The organism is Thermodesulfobacteriota bacterium, assembly GCA_040756475.1.
In the GTDB taxonomy this organism is placed as follows: Bacteria; Desulfobacterota; Deferrisomatia; order Deferrisomatales; family JACRMM01; genus JBFLZB01.
This window is the reverse complement of sequence record JBFLZB010000288.1, coordinates 1-3,696: the sequence shown is the minus strand read 5'-3', so window position 1 is coordinate 3,696 and position 3,696 is coordinate 1. Positions and strand designations below refer to the sequence as shown.

General features: G+C 72.0%; 2 protein-coding genes. Both read left to right on the top strand.

Annotated elements, in window-relative coordinates; translation table 11 throughout:
• Positions 1 to 2,208, top strand: a 2,208-nt coding sequence (locus AB1578_22580; protein ID MEW6490684.1) for a hypothetical protein, incomplete at its 5' end; no start/stop codon positions are given.
• 23 nt (positions 2,209 to 2,231) lie between these two features.
• On the top strand, positions 2,232 to 3,696 hold a 1,465-nt coding region (locus AB1578_22575; GenBank protein MEW6490683.1), incomplete at its 3' end, for a fibronectin type III domain-containing protein.

Genomic DNA, 3,696 nt, shown 5'->3' with positions numbered 1-3,696 from the left:
GCCACCGAGGAGTGGAGCACCTCGGGCCACGGGCGCCCCGGCGCCTCGGGGAGCTACCCCTCGGGAAACCCCGCCGCGGCCTTCTCCGGCCCGGCCTCCGACCCCCAGGGCTGCGCCTACTGCCACGACCCCGGCGTGGGCCACGGGCTATCCACCAACCCCTTCCGCCTCGCCAACAAGAGCGGCACGGGCGCCGACGGCGGCTGGAACAACGCCTGCCTCGTGTGCCACCGGGGGGGGAGCAGCGGCTACGACCCGGACGGCGCCTCCAGCGGCTACGGGGCTCGAAATGCCACCAAGAAGGTCGACCGCAGCCACGGGACCGACGGGCACACCGACCCCACCTTCGGCGGGACGTTCTGCTGGGACTGCCACGACCCCCACGGCGATGCCCACCCCTACATGATCCACTCCGGAGACGGCTCCGCCCCGGGGCGGGGCGTCACCGACCTCTCCGACGGGGTCTACGGCATCCCCGTGAGCTCGCGGCCCGTCACCGGGCTCGACGTCGGCGGCGGCTACACCTCGGCCGACCTGGCCAACGCCTCCCACACGGGCCTGTGCCAGACCTGCCACGCCCCGGACGGGGGCGCCCGGTCCTACAACCGCAGCACCTTCACCCCCCTGGCGGGCCACAATGGCGCCGACACCACCCGCTGCACCGCCTGCCACCAGCACTCCCGGGGGTTTGTCACCGACTGCACCCAGTGCCACGCGGGGGGGCACCCCTCGGCGCCCCAGGTGGTGTGGCCCGCCGGCAACGCGTCGGGCCGCACCACCGCCTACGGCTCGCACCTCAAGGCCCAGCGGGGGGAAGGCTTCTCCGGTTCCACCCAGTGGCGTGCCCAGTGCAACCAGTGCCACACGGGGCACGCGGGGCCCGTGGCGGTGCCCCTGCCCCCCGCCAGTTGGAGCGACCCCTCGGGCCGCCTCACGGGCACCGACATGCAGGCGCGCCTGGGGATTCGCTACTCGGCCACCGGCGGCATCCACCTGGGGGGCACGGCCACCTCGGGGGCGAGCGAGGCGGAGCTGTGCTGGAGCTGCCACGACGCCCAGAGCCCGCCGGTGAGCGAGTGGGGCTACAACACCAAGACCACGCCCGTGGGCTTCCCCGTGGTCCAGCTCACCACTGCCAGCGACGGCACGGCCCAGACCTTCAACTTCGGATGGTTGTATACAAGCGCAGCCTACACGACCAAGACCTCGGACTGGACGGCCGGATACTGGATGGACCAGTACGACCCACAACTGCGGCGCAGGATCGCCTCGATCCACACGGCGAGCTTCGACCCGGCGGCGCAATCCTCCAGCGTGGCGGCCAACGTGGACGCCTTCGGCGTGGTCAACCGCGCGAGCCCCACCCTCGAGGCGCGGGAACACGTCCGGTGCAGCTACTGCCACGACGTGCACGACGTGAACCGCGCCCCGGGCGACACCGCCACGGGCAGGCCGCACTTGCGCGGCACCTGGATCGGCAACCCCTACCCCCCCGACGTGCCGCCCCGGGCGCGAGGCACCCACCCGTGGATGGAGGGGCCCCGGCTGATCAACGACAACAGCTTTTCCCGGAGCAAGGGGGGCTACTTCATAGACGTGAACAGCGGCAACCCGACGACGAGCCAGACCGCCATGGACAGCCTGGAGAAGACGGCCGGGCTGTGCGTGCTGTGCCACGGGAGCGACGTGGACGGCATGGACTTCTACCCCGGCTCCTCCCTCTGGCGCCCCGACACCGTTAACGGCCACAGCAACTCCACCCTGGGCGGCACCCGGGCCAACGCGCGCAACCTCTTCGACGGGGGGCCGAGCGACCGAAACGTGCCCCACGGCATGACGGCCCAACTCGAACTCGGGGTGTGGGAGAACACGGACGGTTCATTCTACTGGTATTACGGAACCGGCGGTTGTGATTGCCCGCCGGCTTGGTCGGGATGGTATCCGTTGGCGGATCGGGACAACTGGTACAATCCCGGAGGCATCGGCGGCGCCTGGGGAGCGGGCACCATGGCCCACAAGTTCACATGCTCCAAGTGCCACACGCCCCACGCCTCCGGGCTTCCCGCCCTCCTTACCACCAACTGCATCGACGTGAGGCTGCCCAACCCCGCCGGAGGGTGGGGACACGGGCTCTACCCCGAGTCCTCCAACTGCCACCGCAAGTCGTCCGTTGCCGACGGCTGGCACCGGCTCGCGCCGGCACAGTGATCCGGGGCGGAGGAGAGGCCACCATGGGACCGAGGGGAGTAGGCTGGATGCTGCTGGCGACCGCCTGGATGCTCTGGGGCTCGGCCGCAGCTCGAGAATCGCTCCGGGAAGGGTTCGACGGGGGTCCCGTCCCCGGGCGCGAGGGCCGGGGGTGGACCCAGACCGATTCCGCCCGAGCCCGGGAGGTACCCTTTTCTTCTCGGGCGGCAGGCAGGGGTGCAATCTCGTTTGACTTGCAGCGACGGACGGACGCGGAACCGGGGGCGCGAGGCTCCGTCTTCAGCTTCCGGGATCGGGAGAACCGAAACCTCCTCGGGGTCTCCGTGGAATGGGTTTCCGAACCCGATGGGGCGTCCCGCCTGGTCGTCGGGGCGCCCTTTCGCGGGTCGCTCCCGGGGGCCGGCGCCATCTCCCCGCGGCACACCGTGTCCCTGGGCCGGGAAATTCCTCCCGGCCACTGGGTTCGCCTGGAACTGGTCTGGAACGAGCGGGACGGGTCGACCCAGGTGTATGCCGACGGCATCCGGCGGGACGCGAAAGTTTTTCCGCCCGCCCACAGCCGATTCGGCCCCTCCAGCCCTACCACCGCTCCCGGCGGGAGCCCTGGCTCGCCGGCGCAGGAGACGAAGACCACGGCTTCCCTCCCGTGGCCCGTCGGGACGCTTCTGCCCCAGGCCGCGACCCTCCGGTGGGGGGAAGGCCCGGCTCCCACCCCGCCGTGGGCCGCCGAGGGCCGCGTTCGCCCCCCACCCTCGCCCGCGCCCCTTTCCAACGCCGTGCTGGACAACTTCGTGGTGGTCCTGGATGAGCCGGTGGAGTTCCTCACCCGCCTCCACGGCCCCGACCACGACGTGCGCGAACTGGCCGGCACCTACACCCCCGAGGGGATTCGGCTCACCTGGCAGCCGCCGCAGGTGCGCGGGGTCAACCAGGGGTACCTGGTCTACCGGCGCGACGGGGAGGGAAACGCCCGCTACCAGAAGCTCACGGCCGAGCGGGTCTACGACCTCACCTATCGGGATGCGACGGCGGCAGCCGGGCGCACCTACCGCTACCTCGTGGCCGCGGTCTACGCCGACGGCCGGGGAAACGACCTGGAGAGCCGCTCGCCCCCCGAGGTGACCGTGACCGCGGCCGGGCTCGCCCTGGCCAGCGTGGCCGCCGAGAAGGCCGCCTACGGGGCGGGCCAGGAGCTCGTGGTGACCCTGCGGGGCACGAAGGACGCCCAGGCGGCGTTTACCCTGGCGGGGGTGGCGTCGGTCGTTGCCATGGAGGAGGTGGACGACGGGGTCTACGTGGGGCGCCTGGCCGTACCGGCGGGGGTGAACCTCCCCGTCGCAGCTCTCACCGGCACCCTCACCGACCCAACCACCGGCCAGACGGCGACCCTTGCGGGCAAGCCCGTGGCCCTGGACAGCGTGCCCCCGGAAGCCCCGGCCCGGGTCTTCGCCGCCGCCCCCTGGGCCGGCGAGCTCGAGCTCTCCTGGA